Source organism: Bradyrhizobium sp. YCK136, assembly GCF_044570075.1.
Taxonomy (GTDB): Bacteria; Pseudomonadota; Alphaproteobacteria; order Rhizobiales; family Xanthobacteraceae; genus Bradyrhizobium; species Bradyrhizobium diazoefficiens.
On sequence record NZ_CP172424.1, the window covers coordinates 6,586,600 to 6,607,474 of the forward strand.

Consider the following 20,875-nt stretch of genomic DNA (forward strand, 5'->3'; position numbering starts at 1 on the left):
GGCAAAGGCGCTCTTGCGCCGTGCCCACCAGAAATACTTTCGAAGGCCGTGGTGGGCACGCTGCGCTTTGCCCACCCTACGGCTTCTCGTTTTGTGAGCGCAGAGGGGACAGGGCGAATGTTTTCACACATTATGATCGGCACCAACGACCTCGACAAGGCGAAGGCTTTCTACGACCAGCTGCTCAGCACGCTCGAGGTGCGGCCTGCACGGGTCGACGGCCATCGCATCTTCTACATCACCAAGACCGGCGTGTTGTCGGTGACGAAGCCGATCAACGGCGAGCCAGCGACCTGCGCGAACGGCGGCACCATCGGCTTTGCCGCCAACTCGCCTGAGCAGGTCGACAGGTGGCACGCGGCCGGCGTCGCCGCCGGCGGAACGCCGATCGAGAATCCGCCCGGCATCCGCGAGGGCGCGGGGAACAAGCTTTATCTCGCCTACTTGCGCGATCTCGACGGCAACAAGATCTGCGCGATGCACCGGATGCCGAACTGATTGCCCCAGGACGCTGTCATTCCCCGCGAAGGCGGGGAATCCAGTACGCCGCGGCTTCTCCGTGAGTCGCTGACGTCACGGAGTACTGGATCGCCCGGTCAAGCCGGGCGATGACAACCGTGAGTGCGGCCCGCGCCTGCCACCTCACTCCGTTCAAACAACATTTCAAACGCCCTCGCGATATTCCATCGCGTGGCATGGCTCGCGTGAAAAATGCGCGCTCGCACTTTGGCCACGCTGCGACTATTCTCGCGTTCAGCACGAACTCAGCGCCCCCGGGAGGAACAATGACAAAACACACCTACATTCCCCGCACCACCAACTACACGCTCAATCCGGGCGACGAGCTCAACGACCTCCGCATGTCGGATCAGGTTCGCCCGCTCTACGATCACGTCAGGAAGTTCATCCGCGACACCGTCGAGCCGATGTCGATCGAGTTCGCCAAGGCCGGCGAGAGCAAGGAAGACCGCTGGAGTTTTACGCCGAAGCAGCTCGAAGTGCTCGAGGTCGCCAAGAACAAGGCCAAGAAGGAAGGCCTCTGGAACTTCTTCCTGCCCGATGACGAGACCGGCCAGGGCCTGAAGAATCTCGACTATGCCTATATCGCCTCCGAGCTCGGCAAGAGCCCACTGGCCTCCGAGACGATGAACTGCTCGGCGCCTGACACCGGCAACATGGAGGTGCTGGAGCGCGTCGGCACCAAGGAGCAGAAGGAGAAGTGGCTGAAGCCGCTGCTCAACGGTGAGATCCGCTCGGCCTATGTCATGACCGAGCCGAACGTCGCCTCCTCCGACGCCAAGAACATCTCGACGACGGCCAAGCTCGTCGGCGACGAATGGGTCATCAACGGCGAGAAGTACTACATCTCCGGCCTAGGGGATCCCCGCTGCAAGATCCTCATCGTGATGGTGAAGACCAACCCGGATGCGGCGCCGAGCAAGCAGCAGTCGCAGATCCTGGTGCCGCGCGACACGCCCGGCGTCGAGGTGCTCGGACCCATGTACGTGTTCGGCCAGGACCACGCCCCGCGCGGCCACATGCACATGCGCTTCAACAATGTGCGCGTGCCGAAGGAGAACATGCTGCTCGGCGAAGGCCGCGGCTTCGAGATCTCGCAGCTCCGCCTCGGCCCGGGGCGCATCCATCACTGCATGCGCACCATCGGCAAGGCCGAGAAGGCGCTCGATCTGATGGTGCAGCGCGGCCTGACCCGCGAAGCCTTCGGCAAGAAGATCGCCCATCTCGGCGGCAACATGCAGATCATCGCGCAGGCGCGCTGCGAGATCGAGGCGATGCGGCTGATGGTGCTGAAGGCGGCGAAGGCCATGGACGTGCTCGGCAACAAGGAAGCCCGCGTCTGGGTCTCAATGGTGAAGGCCATGGTGCCCGAGCGCGCCTGCAAGATCATCGACCAGGCCATCCAGATGCACGGCGCCACCGGCATCTCGCACTGGACCCCGCTCGCCGAGATGTACCAGGACGTGCGCCACCTGCGCTTTGCCGACGGTCCGGACGAGGTGCACTGGATGGTCGTCGGCCGGCACGAGCTGAGCATGGCCTGAACTCTATCCGTCCCTCTCTCCGTACTTGCGGGGAGAGTCCCGTAGGGGGGGCAAAGGCGCGCTCTTCGCGCGCCGTGCCCACCGTCTCGGCTCTTCGCATGACGTGGTGGGCACGCTCCGCTTTGCCCACCCTACGAAGCTCCCCGCACGCAGGGAGAGGCGAAGACAGCGACACCTACGTCGCCGGCGCGAGCTTGTCCTGCGTCTTGGTTTCGAAATCGGATGCGTCGTGGCGCTCGTGGAGCTGGCTGGCAGGGTCGCCGGAGACGCGGTTGACCATGCGGCCGCGCTTCACGGCCGGACGCTTGGCGATCTCGTCGGTCCAGCGCTGCACGTTCTTATAGTCCTGCACCGAGAGGAATTCGCCGGCGCCGTACACCAGCCCCTTGGCGAGCGCGCCATACCAGGGCCACACCGCGATGTCGGCGATGGTGTACTCGCTGCCCGCGAGATATTCGTTGTCGGCGAGGCGCCGGTCGAGCACGTCGAGCTGGCGCTTGGTTTCCATCGCAAAACGGTCGATGGCGTATTCGATCTTGGTCGGCGCGTAGGCGTAGAAATGGCCGAAACCGCCGCCGAGGTACGGCGCGCTGCCCATCTGCCAGAACAGCCAGGACATCGCTTCGGTGCGGGTCTTGATGTCCTTCGGCAGGAAGGCGCCGAACTTCTCGGCGAGATAGAACAGGATCGAGCCGGACTCGAACACCCTGACCGGCTCGGGGCCGGAGCGGTCCATCAGCGCCGGGATTTTCGAGTTCGGATTGATGTCGACGAAGCCGCTGCCGAACTGGTCGCCGTTGCCGATCCTGATCAGCCAGGCGTCGTATTCGGCCCCCTTGTGGCCGAGCGCCAGAAGCTCCTCCAGCATCACCGTGACCTTCACCCCGTTCGGGGTCGCCAGCGAATAGAGCTGAAGCGGATGGCGGCCGACCGGCAGCTCCTTGTCGTGGGTGGGGCCGGCGATCGGGCGGTTGATGCTGGCGAACTGCCCGCCATTCTCCTTGTTCCAGGTCCAGACTTTGGGCGGCACGTAGGCGGGGACGTCAGTCATGCGGGGCTCCGGCGGAAAGATGCGCCTGCATTAATTAGCCCGCGAGCGGCCGATGACAAGCCCTGCCGGCTCTGCGTCCGGCGCGGGCCTCACGCCGGTGTCATGCATCCGGCCTAACCCGTCACCAGCCTGCGCGGCTGCTCCGCCCGTGTCATCACGAACCCCTCATACCCCTTCCCCGCGACCTCGTCGCAGATCCGCCGGTAGACGCCGACGCCGCCGATATAGGGCATGAAGATGCGCGGCTTGCCGGGGATGTTGGCGCCCATGTACCAGGAATTGGCCTGCGGATAGAGCGTGCCATGGGCAACTTCGTTGACGTGCGCGACCCACTTGTCCTCCGCCCCTCCGTCCGCCTCCATCGTGGCGAGGCCCTGCTTGCGCATGTGGAGGAGGCAGTCGGCGATCCAGTCGACATGCTGCTCGATCGACACGATCATGTTCGACAGCACCGACGGGCTGCCGGGCCCGGTGATGATGAAGAGATTGGGAAAGCCTGCGCTCATCAGGCCGAGATAGGTCTTGGGGCCCTCGGCCCATTTCTGGTTCAGCGTCCGCCCGCCGCGCCCGCGAATGTCGATCCGGGCGACCGATCCGGTCATGGCGTCAAAGCCGGTCGCCATCACCAGCGCATCGACCTCGTGATCTGCCCCCGCGACACGGACAGCGTTCGCGGTGATCTCCTCGATCGGATTGGTCTTGATGTCGACCAGCGAGACGTTCGGCCGGTTGAAGGTCGCGAAATAATCGGTGTCGATGCAGATGCGCTTGGTGCCGATCGGATGGCTGTTCGGCTGGAGCAATTCCGCAGTGCTGGCGTCCTTGACGATCTCGGTGATCTTGCCGCGCACGTAGTCGGCGGCGGTGTCATTCGCGGCCAGATCCAGGCCGAGATTGTTGTAGGCGTACATGAAGGTGAGCCCGCCGCGATCCCAACGCGCCCCGTATTTGGCGCACCTCTCATCCTCGCTGTCGTCGAGAGCGCCGCGATCGGGCTGCTCGGCATAGATGCCGTTGCGCGCGACCTCGCGGGCGAAGCGACGGATCTGCGGATAGTTCTCCCGGAACGCATTGCGTTCCTCGTCGGTCAGCGCACCGTTGCGGGCGGGAATCGAGAAATTCGCGGTGCGCTGGAAGACCGTGAGATGCTTTGCCTGCTCGGCAATGATGGGCGCCGACTGGATGCCGGATGAACCGGTGCCGATAAGGCCAACGCGCAAGCCCGTGAAGTCCACGGGCTCGTGCGGCCAGTTGCCGGTGTGGTAGACGGGACCTTTGAAGTTTTCGAGACCCTTGATGTCGGGCTTGCGCGCGTTCGACAGGCAGCCGGTGGCGAGCACGACGAACTTCGCTTCGACCGTCTTTCCGCCGGAAATCGTCACCGACCAGCCATTGGTCTGTTCATCGAAGACAGCGCGCTCGACGCGCGTGTCGAACTGGATGTCGCGGCGCAGATCAAAACGATCCGCGACATGGTTGGCATATTTCAGGATCTCTGCCTGCGGCGCGTAGCGCTCGCTCCAGTCCCATTCCTGCTGGAGCTCATCCGAGAACGAGTAGGAATATTGCATGCTCTCGACATCGCAGCGCGCGCCCGGATAACGATTCCAGTACCAGGTGCCGCCGACATCACCGCCCTGCTCGTAGACGCGCGCCGAGAAGCCAAGCCCGCGCAGCCGATGCAGCATGTACATGCCGGCAAAGCCGGCGCCGACGACGACCACGTCGTAGGCTTCGCTGGCCTTGGCCGGACTCGATTGCGCTGGCGACATCGGTTGGCGCTCCCTCGTTGTTGTCTGTTGTTGTTCGCCAGCATTCTCTCACGTCGGCCAAAGCGCAAGAGGCTCATTCGCGGCCGCAGCTCCGCTTATTTTGCGCGACGGAATGGCTCCTCGCGTGGCGTGGCGCCTATACGCAAGATGCGCGGCGAAATCCGGCTTGGCATCGCCGGCGACGATGGGCTAGCGTCGCACGGCCTTCGCCAAGGACAACAAGAACGCAAAGCAATAACAGCAACGCGACGGCCGCCGGGAGAGAGCCATGAAATCGCCGATCTGCGACATGCTGGGCATCGAGTTCCCGCTGCTCGCCTTCAGCCATTGCCGCGACGTCGTCGCCGCCGTCAGCCGCGCCGGTGGCTTCGGCGTGTTAGGTGCCACCGTGCACACGCCTGATACGCTCGAACGCGAGCTGAAATGGATCGACGACCACGTCGACGGCAAGCCCTACGGCATCGACGTGCTGATCCCCGAGAACATCTCGACGGCGGGCGAGAAGGACGTCACCTGGAAGAGCCTGGAAGCGCGCGTGCCGCAAGAGCATCGCAACTACACGCGCGACCTCCTGAAGAAGTACGACATCGAGCTGACGACCTCTGACGTGGCCGACAACCAGCCGCAGCCGTTCGACGGGAAGACGGCGCTTCAGCTGCTCGAGGTCTCGTTCAATCATCCGATCAGGCTGATCGCGAACGCACTCGGCGTGCCGCCGAAAGCGATGATCGAGATGGGCAAGAAGCACGGCGTGCCGGTCGCAGCTCTCGTCGGCGCCAAGGAGCACGCGCTACGCCAGGTCGCGGCGGGCGTCGATATCCTCGTGGTCCAGGGCACCGAGGCCGGCGGCCATTGCGGCGAGGTGTCGACCATGGTGCTGGTGCCGGAGGTGATCAAGGCAATCAAGAAGATCCGCGACGTGCCGGTGCTGGCGGCCGGCGGCATCATGACGGGACGGCAGATGGCGGCCTGCATGGCGATGGGCGCGGCCGGCGCCTGGACCGGCTCGGTGTGGCTCGCGACCGTGGAAGCCGAGACGACGGAAATCTTCCGCGAAAAGATGATCGCTGCGTCCTCGCGTGACGCGGTGCGCTCGAAGGGACGCACCGGCAAGCCCGCACGGCAGCTCCGCTCGGTCTGGACCGATGCCTGGGACCGCGCGCCGGAAAGCCCGGGTGCACTGCCGATGCCGCTGCAAAGCATCATCAGCCGCGACGCCTTCAATTCGATCGACCGCGCGGCGGCGGCTGGCAACGCCAAAGCGCGCGATCTCGTCAGCTACTTCGTCGGCCAGGGCGTCGGCCTGATCGACAGCGTGAAGTCGGCGGGCGCCGTGGTGCAGGAGTTCAAGGAAGAGTTTGCCGAGGCCGTCGAGCACATGAATGCGCTGGTGGCGGAGTGATTGCCCGCGGCCCCTCCTTCGAGGCTCGCCAAGCGCCGCAGGCGTCGCTCGGCTCGCACCTCAGGATGACGCTTTCTCCGTAGCCGTCACCCTGAGGTGGCCGCTTCTTCAGCGGCCCTCGAAGGGCGACGGCGTGCCCGAGACTTAAACCGTAAAGCAAGAAGAAATGACCAACATCCCCGAAGACCGCATCCCCGTCATCGTCGGCATCGGCGAGATCGTCGACCGCCCCAAGGAGATCACCGAGGGCCTCGAGCCGCTCGATCTGCTCGAACAGGCGCTGCGACGCGCTGAAGCGGATGCCGGGGCAAAGCTGCTCGGCGAGGTGCAGTCGCTCGACGTCGTCAACTTCCTGAGCTGGCGCTACCGCGACCCGGAAAAGCTGCTGGCGCAGCGGCTCGGGATCACGCCTTCGCATTGCTATTACGGCCCGGTCGGCGGCGAGAGCCCGATCCGTTACATCCACGAGGCGGCAAAGCGTATCGCGCGCGGGGAATGCAGCGTTGCCGCGGTCTGCGGCGCGGAGGCGCAGTCGACCGCCACCAAGGCCGAGCGCGCCGGCGCAAAGCTGCCATGGACGCCGTTCGCGCATGATGTCGAGGAGCCCAAGCGCGGCGCGGCATTCCAGAAGCCGCTGGCCGTGAAGCTCGGCGTGTTCCGGCCCGTCACGGTCTATCCGTTCTACGAGGCGGCCTCGTCCGCGCATTGGGGCCAGACGCCGCGCGAGGCGATGGCGGAGTCAGGCACACTGTGGTCGCGCTATTCGGAAGCCGCCGCGCAAAATCCGAGTGCCTGGCTGAAGCGACGCTATGCGCCGGAGGAGATCACGACGCCGACCGCGGACAACCGGCTGATCGCCTGGCCCTACAACAAGCTCATGGTCGCCAATCCCAGCGTCAACATGGGTGGCGCGCTGCTGCTCACCAGCCTTGCCAAGGCGCGCGCGGCCGGCATCGCGGAAGACAAGCTCGTCTATCCGCTCGGCGGAGCCTCGGCGGAAGAGCCGCGCGACTACCTGCTGCGCGACCAGTTCTACGAGAGCCATCCGCAGAACGCGGTACTGAAGGCCGTGATGGATATCGCCGGCGGCGACGGCAAAAAATTCGACGCAATCGAACTCTATAGCTGCTTCCCCTGCGTGCCCAAGATGGCGCGGCGGACGCTGGGCCTTTCCGCCGACGTGCAGCCGACCGTGACCGGCGGCCTCACCTTCTTCGGCGCGCCGCTCAACACCTACATGACGCATGCGGCCTGCGCGATGGTGCGGCGCCTGCGCGATGGCGCCAGGCTCGGCCTGCTCTACGGCCAGGGCGGCTTCGTCACCAAGCATCATGCGCTGGTGGTTTCAAAGGCGCCTCCGCGCGAGGCGCTGGCGCAGGAGACGAGCGTGCAAGGAGAGGCCGACCGCAACAAGCGCGCGGTGCCGGACTTCGTCGCGGAAGCCTCAGGCAAGGGCAAGGTCGAGAGCTTTACGGTGCTCTACAGCCGCGGCGGGGATGTCGAGCACGGTGTGGTGATGCTGCGCACGGAGGATGACCGCCGCACGCTGGCGCGGATACCCGCGGGCGATAGCGCGACGCTGGCGCATCTCCTCAACATGGATCGCACGCCGGTCGGCTCGCTTGGCGAGATCGCGATGGCCGGCGATGGCGTACCGGAGTGGCGGGTGGCTTAGCTCTCGTAGGGTGGGCAAAGGCGCTCTTGCGCCGTGCCCACCATTTTCTCTGCGATCACTTTGCCGTGGTGGGCACGCTTCGCTTTGCCCACCCTACCGGACTCTTCGAGCCGCCCCGGAATGACCATGCCACTCATCAGCTCTTCGGCGCCTGCTTTTCCGACGCGGTGGCCGGCTTGCCCCTGGCGCCGGCGCCAACCACGCGGACCTGATCGCCGTCGGACAGGCCGTCCGGCGGGGCGGTGATGACGCGGTCGTCCGGCGTGATGCCTGATGCGAGCTCGATTTCCTTGCCAAGATCGCGCGCGATCGTCACGGCCTTGAACAGCACCTTGTCGTCCGCACCGACGGTCGCGACACGCAGGCCGCTGCCGTTGAAGATCAGCGCGCTGGCGGGAATGCTGAGCGGCGCAGAGCCGCGCTGGAGGCTCAACTTCACGCTAGCATAGCCGCCGGGCATCAGCTCGCCCGAGGAATTGTCCAGGCCAAGCTGCATGCGCGTGGTGCCGGAGGCAACGTCGACGGCCTGCGAAGACGCTTCAACCGTCGCCTGGAAGGTCCGGTTCGGATACTCCGGCAGCGCGATGGTGGCCTTTGCGCCGATCTTGATGGCCGGCACGTAATTCTGGCACGTTGACATAGACGCGCAGCTTGGTGATGTCCGAGACCACGAACATTGCCGGGCCCGAGCCGCCGCCGGCATTGATCAGCGCACCGACGTCGGTATCGCGCGCCGTGACCACGCCGTCGAACGGAACGGTGATCTTCTTGTAGCCGGCCAGTGCTTCCAGCCGCTCGACATTGGCCTGCCCCGAATGCACCGCGGCGTTCTTGTTGGAAAGATCGGCGGTGCGCTCGTCGATCTCCTGCGCGGAGACGAAGTTGGAGGCGACCAGCGTCTTGCGCCGGTTCAGCGTTGCCTCCGACAGCCTTGCGCTGGCCTGCTGGCTGGCGAGGTCGGCGCGGGCTTGCAAGAGCTGCTGGTCGAGGTCGGGCGCCTCGATCTCGGCAATCACCTGCCCGGCCTTGACGCGCGCGCCCATGTCGGCGCTCCAGCTCTTCAGGTAACCCGACACGCGCGCGAAGATCGGGGCACGGTAGTAGGCCTCCAATCGGCCCGGCAGATCGAGGGTGGCGTTGAGCGCCTTGGCGTTGGGCTGGGTCACCGCGACGCTGGGAACGGCCTGATCGTCGGTCCAATCCTTCAGCTTGGAGCCTTGCTCCTCGCGCGCGCGGATGCCGGTGCCGACGACAAGGCCTGCCGCAATCAGCGCCACCACGCCGAAGATGCCCAGTTTCCGGTGCGACACCGGGGAGCGGGATTCAGTGGGCGACATGCGGAGTCTCCAAGGGGGCGGCGGCTTCGGCGCCTTGTTTCTTGTGTACCATGCTGAACACCACGGGAACAAACATCAGCGTGGCGAAGGTTGCAAAGATCAGGCCGCCGATCACGGCGCGGCCGAGCGGCGCATTCTGCTCACCGCCCTCGCCGAGGCCCAGAGCCATCGGCGCCATGCCGATGATCATGGCAAGCGCGGTCATCAACACCGGGCGGAACCGGACGAAGCCGGCTTCGAGCGCAGCCGCAACGGGATCGCCGAGCTCCGCGTAGCGCTCGCGCGCAAAGGAGATCACGAGCACGCTGTTGGCGGTGGCAACCCCCATGCACATGATGGCGCCGGTGAGCGCCGGGACCGACAGCGTGGTCTCGGTCATGAACAGCATCCACACGATGCCGGCGAGCGCGGCCGGCAGCGCCGTGATGATCACGAACGACGGGTCGGACCAGGACTGGAAATTCACGACGATCAGGAAGTAGATCAGCACGACGGCGCCAAGCAGGCCGAACAGCAGGCCGGTGAAGGCGCTGTTCATGGTCTGCACCTGGCCGAGCAGCACGACGGAAGATCCCTTCGGCACCTCCTTCGCGGTGTCGGCGATCACCTGGCGGATGTCGGCGGCAACCGCGCCGAGATCGCGGCCCGAGGTCGTAGCGAAGATCTGCACCATCGACTGGATGTCGTATTGCGACACCACCGCGCTCGACGTCGAGCGCTTGATGTCGGCGATGCCGCCGAGGATCGGCGACTGCGCGTTGCCGGTGGCGGTGATCGGCAGCGTCTGCAGCGCGCCGAGCGAGTCGATCTGGTATTGCGGCGTCTGCATCACGATCGAATAGGACACGCCGTTATCCGGATTGAGGTAGTAGGTCGGCGCCACCTGCGAGGAACCGGCAAGATTGACCACGAGACTGTTGGTGACGTCGCGCTCGGTCAGGCCGACATATTGCGCACGGGTACGGTCGACATCGATATTGAAGGTCGGGTTGTTCGGCGATTGCTGGATGCGCGCATCGGCAACGCCGGGAATCTTGCGGACCTTGGCCAGCAGATTGTTGGCGTAAGCGAAGTTGGCACTGATATTGGCGCCGCGGATCTGAAGGTCGATCGGCGCCGGCGCACCGAAGTTCAGGATCTGGCTGACGATATCGGCCGGCAGGAACGCGAAGCTGACGCCGGGGAAGAGCCGCGGCAGCTGCTCGCGCAGCACCTTGACGTGCTCTTCGGTCGGCTTGTGGCCTTCCCTCAGCTTGATCTGGATGTCGCCGTCCTGCGGGCCGATCACGCCGGTGTTGTTGTAGGTCATGTTGATGCCGGAGATCGGCATGCCGATGTTGTCGGTCATGGTCTCGATCTCACCCGGGATCAGCTTGCGCACGGCCTTCTGCACGTCAGCGAGTTGGTTCGCGGTCTCCTCGACGCGGGTGCCGACCTGGGTGCGGACATGCATCAGGATGTTGCCAGCATCGACCGCGGGGAAGAAGTTGCGCCCGAGGAACGGCACCAGCGCAAAGGACGCACCGACCACGCAGAGGAAGCCGATCACGAACACCGCGCGATGCGCCAGCGCCAGCCCAAGGAAATCATGGTAGCCGCCGCGAATGCGTTCGAAACGCTTCTCGAACCCGCGCTGGAACCAGACCAGCGGATTGCGCGACTTCGGCGGCTCGCCTTCGTGATGGACGTGCGCCTTAAGCAGATAGTTCGCCATGGTCGGCACCAGCGTGCGCGACAGGATGAACGACCAGATCATCGCGAACATCACCGCTTCGGCCATCGGCACGAACAGGAAGCGCGCGACACCGGTGAGGAAGAACATCGGCACGAACACGATGCAGATACAGAGCAGCGAGACGAAGGCCGGCGTGACGATCTGGTTGGCGCCGTCGAGGATCGACTGCTCGACCGGCTTGCCCTGCTCCAGATGGTAGTTGATGTTCTCGATGGTCACGGTGGCGTCGTCGACGAGGATGCCGACGGCGAGCGCGAGACCGCCGAGCGTCATGATGTTCAGCGTCTCGCCGATCGCCGAGAGCATGATGATGGCGCCCAGCACCGACAGCGGGATCGAGACCGCGATGATGATGGTCGAGCGCCAGCTGCCGAGGAACAGCAGGATCATGACGCTGGTCAGCAGCGCCGCGATCACGCCCTCGAAGGCGACGCCCTCGATCGCGCCGCGAACGAACACCGACTGGTCGCCGATGAAGCCGATGAAGCCGATCTTCAGCGCGTCCGGGAGCTGGTCCTTGACCTCGATCACCTTCTGCTTGATGCCGGCGATGATATCGAGCGTCGAGGTCGCGCCCGCCTTCAGCACCATCATTAGCACCGAGCGATTGCCGTCAACATGAACGATGTTGGTCTGCGGCGGATTGCCGTCGCGGACGGTCGCGACATCGCGCACATAGACCATCGCGCCGTTGACGGTCTTGATTGGGAGGTTGCCGAGCTCGTCGATTTTCAGCGGCGAGTTGTTGAGCTGGATGTTGTATTCGAAGGTGCCGATCTTCTGGGTGCCGACCGGCGTGATCAGGTTCTGGGCGGCCAGCGCGTTGGCGACGTCCTGGCCGGACAGGCCGCGGGCCTGGAGCGCGGTCGGATCGAGGTCGATCTGGACCTGGCGCTGCTTGCCGCCGAACGGATACGGAATCGCCGCACCAGGCACGGTGACCAGCGGGGTGCGCAGATTGTTAATGCCGATATCGGCGAGGTTCTGCTCGGTCAGGCCGTCGCCCGACAAGGCCACCTGGATGATTGGCACGGTCGAGGCGGAGTAGTTCAGGATCAAGGGCGGCGTCGCGCCCGGCGGCATCTGCTTGAGCAACGTCTGCGAGATCGCTGTGACCTGTGCGTTGGCAGTGCGGATGTCGACGTTCGGCTGGAAGAAGATCTTGATGATGCCAAAGCCGTTATAGGAGTTGGCGACGATATGCTCGATGTCGTTGACCGTCGTCGTCAGCGCACGCTGGAACGGCGTCGTGATGCGGCCGGACATCTGGTCGGGCGGCAGGCCGGTGTACTGCCAGACCACGCCGATCACGGGAATGCGGATGTCGGGGAAGATGTCGGTCGGCGTCCGCAGGGCCGCCAGCGGTCCGATGATCAGGAGCAGGAGCGCGAGCACGACAAACGTATAGGGTCGGCTCAGGGCAATACGGACCAGAGCAATCATGCGCCAGGCAATTCCAGGTCAGGCAGGGATACGGAATCCGCCCCCACGGGGATCCTATTTCCCCTTTACCTGAGCACCGTCGGAAACGCTAATCACCGGCAGCTTTCCTGCATTCACTTCCCTGCTACCGCACTGCGAAATCGGCATCGCAGCTATGCGGCCGCACGCGTCACGCTGCGCGGACGGAGTTCAGGAACTTGCCGACCTCGAGCTTGAGGCGGTTGGAGTCGCGGGACAGCATCTGCGCCGCCGACAGCACCTGCGAAGACGCCGATCCGGTTTCGGATGCGCCGCGCTGGACGTCGCCGACATTGGAAGACACCTGCTGGGTGCCGTTGGCCGCCTGCTGCACATTGCGGGCGATCTCCTGGGTCGCCGCGCGCTGCTGCTCCACGGCTGCGGCGATCGCCGAGGATATTTCGGAAAGACGCGCAATGGTGCCGGAGATTTCGCTGATGGCGCCGACCGATTCCTGCGTCGCCGCCTGGATGCCGCCGACCTGCTGGCCGATCTCGCCGGTCGCCTTCGCCGTCTGTTCGGCGAGCGCCTTGACCTCGGAAGCCACAACCGCAAAGCCGCGGCCGGCCTCGCCGGCACGTGCCGCTTCGATCGTGGCGTTCAACGCCAGGAGATTGGTCTGGCCCGCGATGGCATTGATGAGCTCGACGACGTCGCCGATCCGAGAGGCCGCCCGCGACAACTCGCTGACGCGTTCGGTGGTGGCGTGCGCCTGGCTGACGGCCTCGCTCGCAATCCGGGTGGCATCCTGCACCTGGCGACCGATCTCGTGGACCGACGACGACATCTCCTCGGCGGCCGATGCCACCGAATGGACGTTGGTGGAAGCTTCTTCCGAGCCGGCTGCGACCACCGTCGCCAGTTCCTGCGCCCGGCCCGCCGTCGAGGACAGCGTCGAGGCCGACGCCTCGAGCTCGGTCGCAGCTGACGACACGGTCTCGACGATCTCGCCGATCGCGGCCTCGAAGCCGTCGGCAAGTTTGGTCATGCCGGCCTTGCGCTTGCTCCTCGGCGCGGCGCTGCACCGCCTGGACCTCGTCGCGGCTGAAGCGGATGATGGTCTGCACGGTCTGGAGGTTGCGCAGCGCCTCGCCGATCTCGTCGTCGCGTTCGATGACGATGCGGTTGTCGAGCTTGTCCTGCACGAGGTTGAGCATGGTGTCGTTGAGGTGCCGCATCGGGCCCTGGATCGCGCGCATGGTCGCAAGGCCGGCGAAGCCGACGATGGCGATGCCGACCAAGGCCAGCAGCGTCAGAACCAGGCTGGTCGAACCGCCGGTGGAGAGCGCGCCGCCGATGCCGAGCGCCAGCATGAACAGCGCCTGGAGCGTCATCGTCGTGACCAGGCGCGCCTTCAGCGTCCCGGTGAAGACGCTGAAGCGGTCGAGCAGCGAGCGGCGGCGGATGATGCCGGCATCGACGCGATAACCATGCGGCTTTTTCTCGCGGATCGCGGCATAGACCTCTTCGGCAAGCTTGCGCTGGTCGGCCGGCAGCCTGGTGCGGATCGAGGTATAGCCGGTGACCTGGCCGTTCTCGCGGATCGGCGAGGCTGTCGCCAGCACCCAGTAGAAGTCGCCGTTCTTGCGGCGGTTCTTCACCGCGCCGAGCCACGGCTTGCCGGCCTTCAGCGCGTCCCAGAGATTGTCGAACGCCTCCGGCGGCATGTCGGGATGACGGACGATGTTGTGCGGCTGGCCCATCAGCTCGGCCGACGTGAAGCCGGCGGCGGCGAGGAAATCCTCGTTGAAGTAGGTGAGCTTGCCCTTGAGGTCGGTCCGGGAGACGATCAGTGTCTCGTCACTGACCGGATATTCGACATCAGTGACAGGAAAATTCTTGCGCATCGAAGCCCCCAAAGACCGAATTCAGTCTGAAATCATTCCAATCAGGACTGCCGCAGCGCGAGACCGCCCTCGCCCAATTCTTGAAAATCCGCTTTAACCATCGATGAAACGATCTGTCCGCAAGACTACGGGTGCCCCTCGTAACGCCACCTAAAAGCGACATCATGCTACCGGAAGAATGAAAGGAGCGATGTTTTTGGCGCCGCTCCTCACTCGATCGACGGGTTGTGCGAGGGTCTACGCGGCGCGGACGTTGGTCAGGAACTTGCTGACCTCGTTCTTGAGCCGGCCCGAGTCGTTCGACAGCATTTGCGCCGCCGACAGCACCTGCGAAGAGGCCGTGCCGGTCTCGGTCGCGCCATGCTGCACGTCGGTGATGTTGGAAGAGACCTGCTGGGTTCCTTGCGCCGCCTGCTGCACGTTGCGGGCGATCTCCTGCGTGGCCGCGCCCTGCTCTTCCACCGCGGCGGCGATCGCCGACGAGATCTCCGACAGACGCTCGATGGTCGAGGAGATTTCCTTGATCGCGCCGACCGAGTCGTTGGTCGCAAGCTGGATGCCGGAGATCTGCTGGCCGATCTCGCCGGTCGCCTTCGCGGTCTGCTCGGCGAGCGCCTTCACCTCGGAGGCCACCACGGCGAAGCCGCGGCCGGCCTCGCCGGCGCGTGCCGCCTCGATAGTGGCGTTCAGCGCGAGCAGGTTGGTCTGGCCGGCGATGGTGTTGATCAGCTCGACGACGTCGCCGATGCGGGCGGCCGCCCTGGAGAGCTCGCTGACGCGCTCGGTGGTGGCTCGGGCCTGGCCGACGGCGTCGCTCGCCATCCGCGCCGATTCCTGCACTTGACGGCTGATCTCGCCGACCGAAGAGGCCATCTCCTCCGTTGCCGAGGCCACCGACTGCACGTTGCCCGATGCCTGGTCTGACGCCGCAGCGACGACCTTGGTAAGCTGTTGCGCCCGTTCGGCGGTCGAGCTGAGCGTTCCGGCCGAGGATTCCAGCGCACCGGACGCGGCCGACACCGTCTCCACGATGCCGCCGACCGACGCTTCGAAGCTGTCGGCCAGCTCGTTCATCGCGCGCCGGCGCTCGCGGTCGGCAGCCGCCTGGTCCTGGGCACGCTGCTCGATGCTGCGCTTGATGTCGCCCTGCATCGACCTGAGCGACGTCGCCAGCCTACCGACCTCGTCGGCCTGCTCGATCCCGAGCTGCTGATTGAAATCGCCCTTGGCGATGCCATCGGCGAAATTGGCACAATCCTGGATCGGCCGCGCGATCTTGCGTGCGGCGAACGAGATCAGGAAGATCGCCGCCAGCACGATGACCAGGCCAACGCCGAGCTGCCAGAACGTGTTCGAGGTCGCACGGGCACTTAGCGAGGCGTCGAGTTGCCTTGCAGACGCAAGCACCACGTCGCGGGGGATCGAGATCACGATCGACCAGGCGTTCTCGGTGAGCCCGAAGCGGATCGGCGCATAGATGTCGATGTTGGCGAACTTCGGATCGTCCTGCACCGTGCCCTTGCCGGCCTTGACGATGGCGAGGCTTTCACTCCAGCGAGCGTCGGCCTCGGAGGCGTTCTTGCCGATCACGTCCTGATTGGCGCTGTTGGCGACGGTCAGCCCGGTGTCGTTGAGGATCGCGACCTTGCCCTTGCCCTCGAACAGCGAGCCGTTGATCTTGACGGCCAGCTTCTGCACGAAGTCGAGATTGTAGTCGGCGCCGGCGACACCGCGGAATTTGCCGTCGATCATGACCGGTACCGACATGGTCGCGAGGAAGACGGCCTTGCCCTGAACGATGTAGGGCAACGGACCCAGGATGTTTTCCTTACCCGTGGTGTTCGGGTTGATGTACCAGGCGCCCTTCACGAGGCCGTTGGGATGCCGCTCGCTGCTGTCGTACTCGACGAGCGGCTGAACGGCGATGGCGCCGCTGGCGTTGCGCGTCCAATAGGGCAGAAAGCGGCCGGTATTGTCCGATCCCGCCTCCTTGCGTCCCTTGAACGACGCATCGTCACCATCCAGCGCGCCGGGTTCCCAGGCCGAGTAGGTGCCGTTGAAGGCAGGGTTGAGCTCGAGCACGTGACGCAGAAGCGCGTTGAACTGGGTCCGCCGCGCCGCGATCGGAGTGCCGGTCTTCTCGTCGGCGAGGGTCGCGAAGGCATGTGCGGTGGTGCGCGCCGCATCAAACCCGACCTCCAGCTCAGCCTTGATGGCGTTGGCTTCGGTGGAGGCCCGGTTCATCAGGCTCTCCTTGGTCTGACGGTCGACCAGCTGCATGACCTCGTGGGTCACGTACTGGTTCATGCTCTGCGTGGAGAAGAGGCCGTAGCCGATCAGCACGATGCACGTCACTGCCAGGCAGAGGCCGGCAATCAGGGCGATCTTCAACTGGATGGAGCGAATGGCGGAAAATAAAAATAACTTCACGATTGAGTCTCCAAAACACTGCGACGAGTTAAGGTTCGCAGGGTTGGGAACCCGTAAAGAATTGGAACCGTATGACCCACGTGAGAAATAAGTCAGCAGGCGCCAAGCCATGCGCCAAAATCAAAGAGCGCCGCCGACGGCGCCGCTCTTGCGTAGTCCGATACCTGCTCTGACGGCCTTACGCAGCGCGAACGCTGGTCAGGAACTTGCTGACCTCGGTCTTGAGCCGGCTCGAGTCGTTCGACAGCATCTGCGCCGCCGACAGCACCTGCGAGGAGGCGGTGCCGGTCTCGGTCGCACCGCGCTGCACGTCGGAGATGTTGGAGGAGACCTGCTGGGTGCCCTGCGCCGCCTGCTGCACATTGCGGGCGATCTCCTGGGTCGCTGCACCCTGCTCTTCGACGGCCGCAGCGATCGCCGACGAGATCTCCGAGAGACGCTCGATCGTCGAGGAGATCTCCTTGATCGCTCCGACCGAATCGTTGGTCGCCGCCTGGATGCCGGAAATCTGCTGGCCGATTTCGCCGGTCGCCTCGCGGTCTGCTCGGCGAGCGCCTTCACCTCGGAGGCGACCACCGCGAAGCCGCGGCCGGCTTCGCCCGCGCGCGCCGCCTCGATGGTGGCGTTCAGCGCCAGGAGGTTGGTCTGGCCGGCGATGGTGTTGATCAACTCGACGACGTCGCCGATGCGGGACGCCGCCTTGGAGAGCTCGCTGACGCGCTCGGTGGCGGCGCGGGCCTGGCCGACGGCGTCGCCCGCCATCCGCGCCGATTCCTGCACCTGACGGCTGATCTCGCCGACCGAGGAGGCCATCTCCTCCGTCGCCGAAGCCACCGACTGCACGTTGGTCGAGGCTTCCTCCGAAGCTCCGGCAACCGTGGTCGCGAGCCGCTGGGAGCGGTCGGCGGTCGAGGTCAGCGTCGAGGCAGAAGCTTCGAGCTGGGTCGAGGCCGATGACACGGTCTGGACGATCTCGCCGATCATCGTTTCGAATTCGCGGGTGATATTGTCGACGCGGCGGCCGCGCTCGATCTTGGCTTCGGCGTCGGCCGCGGCGGCTTCGTCGGCGGCCTTCTTGGCGATCAACGCCTCCTTGAAGACCTGGAGCACGTCGGCCATGGCGCCGATCTCGGTCTTCTCGCCGCGATGCGGGACTTCGGCGGAGAGGTCGCCCTTGCCCAGCGCCTGCATCGGCTCGACGATCGAGTTGATGCCGCTGGAGACGTCGTGGACGAGATAGACGCTGACGCCGATGCCTGTCAGGACGGCCGCGCCCAGGATGATCGCGACCAGCAGGAAGGCGAAGGAATAGCTGTCGGCGGCATCCCGCGCGGCCTGGTCGCCACCCCGGGTGTTGAGGTCGATATCCTTGCGCAGGACCTCGTCGGACTGGATGCCGATCTTGTTGGCGGTCTTGACGTTCAGCTCATGCGCCTCGTGCGGGACCTTGCCGACCTCCTTGCGCGACACTGCAAAGACCTCGTCGGCGCTCTTCTTGTAGTCGTCCCACAGCTTGGACCATTCGGTGTAGAGCGCCCGCTCCTCCGGCGAGGTGATCATGGGCTCGTAGCTCTGGCGGGCCTTGGCCAGTGTCTCGCTGGTGGCGACCGCGATCTTTTCCATCGCGAGCTTTTCTTCCAGGGTCTCGGCCAGCATGTGCTCGCGGACCACACTGCGATAGGTGATGACGCTGGCCCGGAGCTCGCCCAGCACCCTCACGCTGGGCATCCAGCTCGTGGTGATGTCGGTGGTGTTCGCGTTCATCGCGCGCATCTTCACGACGGCGAGCAGGCCCATGCCGGTCATCGCGACCAGCAGGAACGCCACGACACTGATGATCTTGGCGCGGATGGAGATCTTGGCGAACATAGTCAGCTCTCTTTATGCTGGCGCGGGCGCGCGTCCGGGAGGTCTAAAGAATCAACCAAAGGGAGCGACGCCGACATCAGACAACAGAGCGACTGAGCAGATGTTAACTACGACTCCGTGCGAGTACGGAGCCTGAAAGAAATGAACAGGCAGCTAAGAACGCTCTGCGCTCAGCGCATGAGCCTAAGCGCATCGGAGAAAAACTCCGGGCCGCCGAAATTGCCGGACTTCAGCGCGAGCAGCATCCCGCCCCCGGCGCCGACCGCGCGCAGCACCGGAACGCCTGCAGCCATCTCTACCCCTACGAGAAATCCGGGAATCCTCAACCGGTCGACCACGGCGCCGGACGTCTCGCCGCCGGCAACGACCAATCGCCGCACGCCTGATTTCACAAGGTTTTCGGCGATGTCGGCCATGGCCTGCTCGATCGCATGTCCGGCTGCGTCACGGCCGTGACGTGCCTGAAGCGCGGCGACCTGATCCGGTGTCGAGCTCGATGCGATCAGCACGGGCCCCTCCGCCAGCCGCGGCCTTGCCCAGTCCAGCGCACGCTGCGCTTCGTCCGCCCCCGTAAGAATACGGTCCGGATCGAGATGAAACACCGGCATGACCTGTTCGGCGCTGGCGATCTGCTTGAGCGTGGCCTGCGAGCAGCTGCCGGCAAGACACGCCGCCGGCCCACCAACGGCAGCTCCGGATTCGCCGCCTGCCGCATTCGACTTGACCTTGCCCGTCGACACCAGCGCGCGCGCCAGTCCAAGGCCGATGCCGGAGGCGCCGACCGACAGCCGATGTTCGGCGGCTACGAGGCCGATGGTTTCGAGATCGCGATCGAAGACGGCGTCGATGATCGCAGCGCCAATGCCCTTGCCCGCGAGTTCGGCCAGCCGTGCCCGGACGGCATCTGCGCCGCGCGTGACGGCGGCGAGATCGACGAGGCCGATTTGTGTCCGGCTCTGGCGCGCCAGCACCCGCACCAGGCTGGAATCGTGCATCGGGTTGAGCGGATGGTCCTTCAGCGGGCTCTCGTTCAGCGGCACGGCGCCGACAAACAGGTTGCCCTGGTAGACGGTGCGGCCGGTCTCGGGGAAGGCCGGCGTCACCAGAACGATGCCCTCGCCGCAATCGTCGCGCAACGCGTCCATGACAGGGCCGATATTGCCGGCGTCGGTGGAATCGAAGGTCGAGCAGATCTTGAACAGCACATGGCTCGCGCCGCGGCCCCGCAGCCATGTCTCCGCCGCGCGCGAGCGCGATACAGCAAGACCTGCTTCGATCGAGCGGCTCTTCAAGGACACCACGACAGCGTCGACCTCGGGCAGCGCCAGATCGTCGGCAGGAATGCCGATGGTCTGCAAGGTGCGCAGGCCCGCACGGGTCAGCGTGTTGGCAAGATCGGAGGCGCCGGTGTAGTCGTCGGCGATGCAACCCAGTGCAAGAGTCACGGCTTCACTCCCGCATAGGGCTTGAACCAGGCGAGCCCGTCGGTGGTCTTGCCGCGCGGATTGTATTCGCAGCCGACGAAGCCGGCATAGCCGAGCCGGTCGAGCTCTTCGAACAGGAAGGGATAGTTCAGCTCCTCGCCGTCGGGCTCGTTGCGCGATGGAATGCTGGCGATCTGGATGTGGCCGATGATCGGCATCATCTCGCGCAAGCGCATGGTGACGTCGCCATGGATGATCTGGCAGTGATAGATGTCGAACTGGAGCTTGAGGTTCGGGAGCCGCAACTCCTGGATCAGGTCGCGCGCGAAGCCGAAATCGTTGAGGAAGTAGCCGGGCACGTTGCGGGCATTGATCGGCTCGAGCACGATGTCGATGCCATGCGGCGCGAAGAACTCCGCCGCCCACGCCACCGACTTGTAGAACGCCTCGATCGCGACGCGCTCGCCGCGGTTGGCAAGGCCGGCCATCAGGTGCAGGCGCTTGACGCCGGTGGCCTTGGCGTAAGGCAGCGCGGTCTCGAGGCTCGCCTTGAGATCGGCGAAGCGCGCCGGGAGCGCAGCAAAACCCTTCTCGCCCGCATTCCAGTCGCCGGGCGGCAGGTTGAACAGCGCCTGGGTCAGACCGTTGCGCTTGAGCCGCTCGCCGACCGCCTCGGCCGGATGCTCATAAGGAAAGAGAAACTCGACGGCCGTGAAGCCGACCTGGGCGGCGGCCTCGAAGCGATCGAGGAACGGCACGTCGGTGAACATCATCGAGAGATTGGCGGCGAAACGGGGCATTGGAATCCT

10 protein-coding genes and 3 pseudogenes are annotated in these 20,875 nt (G+C 65.1%); 4 read left to right on the forward strand and 9 right to left on the reverse strand.

Annotation, left to right across the window (positions count from 1 at the left end; translation table 11 throughout):
* Window positions 1-117: 117 nt before the first annotated feature.
* Window positions 118-498, forward strand: a complete 381-nt coding sequence (locus ACFLEY_RS31775; RefSeq protein ID WP_060911102.1) for a VOC family protein — start codon at window positions 118-120, stop codon at window positions 496-498.
* Window positions 499-785: 287 nt separating this feature from the next.
* On the forward strand, window positions 786-2,063 hold the full coding sequence (locus tag ACFLEY_RS31780; RefSeq protein WP_028172378.1) for an acyl-CoA dehydrogenase family protein: 1,278 nt from the start codon (window positions 786-788) through the stop codon (window positions 2,061-2,063).
* 175 nt (window positions 2,064-2,238) lie between these two features.
* Here the strand turns inward: ACFLEY_RS31780 and yghU are convergent, their stop codons facing one another.
* Both yghU and ACFLEY_RS31790 read right to left on the reverse strand, forming a co-directional pair.
* Window positions 2,239-3,114: a glutathione-dependent disulfide-bond oxidoreductase gene (gene yghU, locus ACFLEY_RS31785; RefSeq protein ID WP_011085723.1), complete on the reverse strand. Its 876-nt coding sequence runs from the start codon at window positions 3,112-3,114 to the stop codon at window positions 2,239-2,241.
* Window positions 3,115-3,227: 113 nt separating this feature from the next.
* Window positions 3,228-4,886, reverse strand: a complete 1,659-nt coding sequence (locus ACFLEY_RS31790; protein ID WP_060911100.1) for an NAD(P)/FAD-dependent oxidoreductase — start codon at window positions 4,884-4,886, stop codon at window positions 3,228-3,230.
* A 268-nt stretch (window positions 4,887-5,154) separates the two neighbouring features.
* Between ACFLEY_RS31790 and ACFLEY_RS31795 the strand changes: the two genes are divergently transcribed.
* Together ACFLEY_RS31795 and ACFLEY_RS31800 are read left to right on the forward strand one after the other, a co-directional pair.
* Complete coding sequence (locus ACFLEY_RS31795; protein ID WP_060911099.1) at window positions 5,155-6,288, forward strand: nitronate monooxygenase; 1,134 nt, start codon at window positions 5,155-5,157, stop codon at window positions 6,286-6,288.
* Between the two features lie 166 nt (window positions 6,289-6,454).
* Complete coding sequence (locus ACFLEY_RS31800; protein ID WP_060911098.1) at window positions 6,455-7,963, forward strand: acetyl-CoA acetyltransferase; 1,509 nt, start codon at window positions 6,455-6,457, stop codon at window positions 7,961-7,963.
* A gap of 136 nt (window positions 7,964-8,099) precedes the next feature.
* Here the strand turns inward: ACFLEY_RS31800 and ACFLEY_RS31805 are convergent.
* The 7 genes and pseudogenes from ACFLEY_RS31805 to otnI all read right to left on the reverse strand — a co-directional run bounded on the left by ACFLEY_RS31805 (window position 8,100) and on the right by otnI (window position 20,866).
* Window positions 8,100-9,300, reverse strand: a pseudogene (locus ACFLEY_RS31805) (efflux RND transporter periplasmic adaptor subunit).
* Window positions 9,287-12,478 carry an efflux RND transporter permease subunit gene (locus ACFLEY_RS31810; RefSeq protein WP_396604291.1) on the reverse strand — a complete coding sequence of 1,064 codons (3,192 nt, stop codon included), beginning with the start codon at window positions 12,476-12,478 and terminating at the stop codon, window positions 9,287-9,289. Before ACFLEY_RS31810 ends, ACFLEY_RS31805 begins: the two are co-directional and overlap by 14 nt.
* Window positions 12,479-12,647: 169 nt before the next feature.
* A pseudogene (locus ACFLEY_RS31815) lies at window positions 12,648-14,343 on the reverse strand (methyl-accepting chemotaxis protein).
* Between the two features lie 237 nt (window positions 14,344-14,580).
* Window positions 14,581-16,884 (reverse strand): methyl-accepting chemotaxis protein, encoded by a 2,304-nt coding sequence (locus ACFLEY_RS31820; protein WP_082756239.1) that lies wholly within the window; start codon window positions 16,882-16,884, stop codon window positions 14,581-14,583.
* Window positions 16,885-16,951: 67 nt separating this feature from the next.
* A pseudogene (locus ACFLEY_RS31825) lies at window positions 16,952-18,642 on the reverse strand (methyl-accepting chemotaxis protein).
* Window positions 18,643-18,812: 170 nt separating this feature from the next.
* Window positions 18,813-20,087, reverse strand: a complete 1,275-nt coding sequence (gene otnK, locus ACFLEY_RS31830; protein ID WP_396604292.1) for a 3-oxo-tetronate kinase — start codon at window positions 20,085-20,087, stop codon at window positions 18,813-18,815.
* Window positions 20,084-20,866, reverse strand: a complete 783-nt coding sequence (otnI, locus tag ACFLEY_RS31835) for a 2-oxo-tetronate isomerase (protein ID WP_011085713.1) — start codon at window positions 20,864-20,866, stop codon at window positions 20,084-20,086. The genes otnK and otnI overlap by 4 nt, the downstream gene beginning before the upstream one ends.
* Window positions 20,867-20,875: the final 9 nt, after the last annotated feature.

What these genes read in the sequence shown, in the direction of transcription:
- ACFLEY_RS31775 (WP_060911102.1), top strand. Translation starts at nt 118, where the DNA reads ATGTTTTCACACATTATGATCGGCACCAACGACCTCGACAAGGCGAAG.
- ACFLEY_RS31780 (WP_028172378.1), top strand. Translation starts at nt 786, where the DNA reads ATGACAAAACACACCTACATTCCCCGCACCACCAACTACACGCTCAAT.
- yghU (WP_011085723.1), bottom strand. Translation starts at nt 3,114, where the DNA reads ATGACTGACGTCCCCGCCTACGTGCCGCCCAAAGTCTGGACCTGGAAC.
- ACFLEY_RS31790 (WP_060911100.1), bottom strand. Translation starts at nt 4,886, where the DNA reads ATGTCGCCAGCGCAATCGAGTCCGGCCAAGGCCAGCGAAGCCTACGAC.
- ACFLEY_RS31795 (WP_060911099.1), top strand. Translation starts at nt 5,155, where the DNA reads ATGAAATCGCCGATCTGCGACATGCTGGGCATCGAGTTCCCGCTGCTC.
- ACFLEY_RS31800 (WP_060911098.1), top strand. Translation starts at nt 6,455, where the DNA reads ATGACCAACATCCCCGAAGACCGCATCCCCGTCATCGTCGGCATCGGC.
- ACFLEY_RS31810 (WP_396604291.1), bottom strand. Translation starts at nt 12,478, where the DNA reads ATGATTGCTCTGGTCCGTATTGCCCTGAGCCGACCCTATACGTTTGTC.
- ACFLEY_RS31820 (WP_082756239.1), bottom strand. Translation starts at nt 16,884, where the DNA reads ATGGCTTGGCGCCTGCTGACTTATTTCTCACGTGGGTCATACGGTTCC.
- otnI (WP_011085713.1), bottom strand. Translation starts at nt 20,866, where the DNA reads ATGCCCCGTTTCGCCGCCAATCTCTCGATGATGTTCACCGACGTGCCG.